This is a genomic window from Sulfuricurvum sp. PD_MW2 (assembly GCF_002633015.1).
In the GTDB taxonomy this organism is placed as follows: Bacteria; Campylobacterota; Campylobacteria; order Campylobacterales; family Sulfurimonadaceae; genus Sulfuricurvum.
The window spans coordinates 1-2,541 of record NZ_NSIU01000055.1 but is presented as its reverse complement, the minus strand read 5'-3'; the positions used below and the strand labels follow the sequence as shown (position 1 = coordinate 2,541).

The 2,541-nt window shown below is 35.5% G+C and carries 6 protein-coding genes; 1 reads left to right on the top strand and 5 read right to left on the bottom strand.

All coding sequences use genetic code 11. From position 1 onward, the window contains the following. From CJD30_RS11505 to CJD30_RS11490, 4 genes are all read right to left on the bottom strand, one after another. Window positions 1-544, bottom strand: a 544-nt coding sequence (locus CJD30_RS11505) for a zinc ribbon domain-containing protein (RefSeq protein ID WP_294919281.1), incomplete at its 3' end; no start/stop codon positions are given. Then, window positions 544-993, bottom strand: coding sequence for a hypothetical protein (locus tag CJD30_RS11500; protein ID WP_294919279.1), 450 nt, complete (start codon window positions 991-993; stop codon window positions 544-546). The genes CJD30_RS11505 and CJD30_RS11500, both read right to left, overlap by 1 nt. 14 nt (window positions 994-1,007) lie before the next feature. Then, entirely contained in the window at window positions 1,008-1,298 is a 291-nt protein-coding gene (locus CJD30_RS11495; protein WP_294919276.1) for a hypothetical protein, read from the bottom strand. An 8-nt stretch (window positions 1,299-1,306) separates the two neighbouring features. After that, window positions 1,307-1,894 carry a hypothetical protein gene (locus tag CJD30_RS11490; RefSeq protein ID WP_294919274.1) on the bottom strand — a complete coding sequence of 196 codons (588 nt, stop codon included), beginning with the start codon at window positions 1,892-1,894 and terminating at the stop codon, window positions 1,307-1,309. A gap of 157 nt (window positions 1,895-2,051) precedes the next feature. Between CJD30_RS11490 and CJD30_RS11485 the strand changes: the two genes are divergently transcribed. Continuing rightward, window positions 2,052-2,234 carry a hypothetical protein gene (locus CJD30_RS11485; protein ID WP_294919271.1) on the top strand — a complete coding sequence of 61 codons (183 nt, stop codon included), beginning with the start codon at window positions 2,052-2,054 and terminating at the stop codon, window positions 2,232-2,234. Window positions 2,235-2,258: 24 nt separating this feature from the next. On the opposite strand, the gene CJD30_RS11480 is transcribed toward CJD30_RS11485, so the two are convergent. After that, a complete protein-coding gene (locus CJD30_RS11480) occupies window positions 2,259-2,492 on the bottom strand; it encodes a DNA-binding protein (protein WP_294919269.1) in 234 nt (77 codons plus the stop codon). Window positions 2,493-2,541 lie beyond the last annotated feature (49 nt).

Below are 2,541 nucleotides of genomic sequence, written 5' to 3'. Positions count from 1 at the left end.
GGGGGGGGGGGGGGGGGGGGGGGGGGGGGGGGGGGGGGGGGGGGGGGGGGGGAGATGTGTAGAGGAGACAGGTTCCATTATTATTTGTCCAATGTTCACCTGATACGAACTCATAACTATCTGGATTATGCATTGATTCTTTAACCATGCGAGCCAGCTCATAATGCTCACCTTGATAAGAAAATTGAGAATTTAGTATTTCTTCAGGTGTTGGTTGTTGAGAAGATTCTTCTTGTTCTAAAGCTGATGGATTATCTCTTTTATCTGTAGCTTTTGATATTCCCTGAATAATGAAGCCAGCTATTATAACAACGAAAATAATAGCCAATACTTGTAAAACTTCACTAGTTTCTTTTTCTTTTTTTTCTTGTTCAGCTATTTGTTCTTCATTTGATAGAATAGTAACTGGTTCTCTTTCATCTTGCTGTTGTTCTAAAACTCTTTGTTCTAACTTTAAATGATCTAAAGGTGCACCACAATGAGGACATGTAATTGCCTTATCAGATATGTCTTTCCCACATTCTTCACAATTTATCAATGCCATTATTTCACTTTACCTTTATCTTCTTCAGAACAACCACAGCTAATACATTCTCCAGTGAATTGTCTTTTTAATTGGTCAACAGCCAAATCACCAAAATAAGAGTAAACAATCATGTCTGTATTATTCTCATCGATAGATTTAAACTTTGCTGTGTGATGCATCTGTCTACCTAAACCACCCATTAAATAAATTGACATTTCGGCTTCTTTTAATTCTGTGTAAATTTGCCCATCAGCAATAATTGCAGCAGTTCCTAAGCCCATTTCAAAGCATTCTCTAGATTTATCCAAAGCTCGTTTATAAATTCGTTGATAATTTTGATTTACTACAACTTGTTTGGATTTAACTTTTGGGTCAATAGTCATTTCTTTGGGTGTAGATGCCATACATCCCGTCAACACTATTGTAAATCCAAAAGCACCAATCAGACTAAAGATATTTTTTTTCATTATATTTTCCTTTTTTAATATCTTCTGCTAGTACTTCTAACAACATTGTCATATTTACCTTTGCAGGTGTTATATCCATCAGTCCAGCCCTCTTTGTATAATGAATCTGACCCTGCACGATAAACATCTTTTTTATATTTCATATATGGTTGACCTGCCGCAACATACCCACTACTACATCCATCTGCATACCCTTCACGATATGCTTGAGGACCTTGTGGAATTTCACTTGCCATAGGAGCACATGCAGTCAATAAAACTGCACTTAATATTCCTAAAATAGCTATTTCAAAATACTTTCTCATACTAGCCCCTAAAACTTGTATGTCAAACCGACTTGTGCCGATACACCGCCACCATTACCGATCAGATCATTAGTTGAATATCCTGCGATACCACCATGCCATGAACACGTGCCTGACCCTGAGCTTTCAGAAATACTGCCATCATTACAAATGGTATATTGCTGATTGTCAGTCAAATCTAAAAAGTATTTGTAGCCTACGCCTGCATTGAGCATTACCTTATCCGTTAGGCGATATACCATATCCAAACCGATTGGAAGTGAAAGCATTGCATTTTTATTGGAATACCAAGGAACATCAAGTTGACCTGCACCAATACCAATATCCCAGCCTAATCTAAAACTTTCATTCTTAACAATATCTCCATTAATACCAATTACAACATCATAATAATTGATATTCTTCGTATTGTCACTTTGAATATTTCCTTCAATATAGAAACGTGTTCTATCGCCCCAACTTACACCGACAGTTCCACCAACCATTTCTACATCAACAGTTTTAAATGAAATGTTTTGTGTTGAATAATCAACATACATGTCAGTTGCCAATGCGCTGATTGAACAGAAACATAAAACACTCAAGATTTTTTTCACAACTATCCCTCGATATATAATATAAAAGGTAAATATTACCCTTTTGCTTTAAGAATAATAGGACTATTTTCCCTTTATTCTACTTAAAAAGGGGTATTTATACCTTGTTGTATTGTTATCAGTAGTCATGTAACTTTTCTAGCAAAAAAGGCTAGAGATGACTCAGCGTGATATGGCAGGTATATTGGGTGTTGATGTTAAAACGCTTAGAAACTGGCGCAAGGATAAACCTGCCCTTTACAAAAAGATTATGCAGGGCTTCCAGTTTGAAGAGGCAGTAAAAGAGGCTAAAGAACACTATGAGAGATTAAAAAAGCTTTCAGAGAATTCAAGTCTCTAAACAAATTTACTGGACAAGTTATAATTAAAATACTTTCATCGTATTTTTAAAAAGAAAATTTGCTATGTCTATTATCTTGTATTTAACACTTTTTCCAACCTTGACATAAGGCAATCCAATTCCATTTCCCCTATTCTGCTTTAATGTGATTTCTGCTATTCCTAGTATACTAGCAACTTGTTTTGTATCTAAGACTAATGCACCATATTGCTGGAATAGCATATGTGAAACCATCTTGATCTCATCAGATTGATTCATATATACTCCTTAAAATAATTTGTTCTCTTGCAATCGAATAGTGTAATTT

Coding starts and splice junctions, on each gene's coding strand:
- CJD30_RS11485 (WP_294919271.1), top strand. CDS start 2,052: ATGACTCAGCGTGATATGGCAGGTATATTGGGTGTTGATGTTAAAACG.
- CJD30_RS11495 (WP_294919276.1), bottom strand. CDS start 1,298: ATGAGAAAGTATTTTGAAATAGCTATTTTAGGAATATTAAGTGCAGTT.
- CJD30_RS11480 (WP_294919269.1), bottom strand. CDS start 2,492: ATGAATCAATCTGATGAGATCAAGATGGTTTCACATATGCTATTCCAG.
- CJD30_RS11500 (WP_294919279.1), bottom strand. CDS start 993: ATGAAAAAAAATATCTTTAGTCTGATTGGTGCTTTTGGATTTACAATA.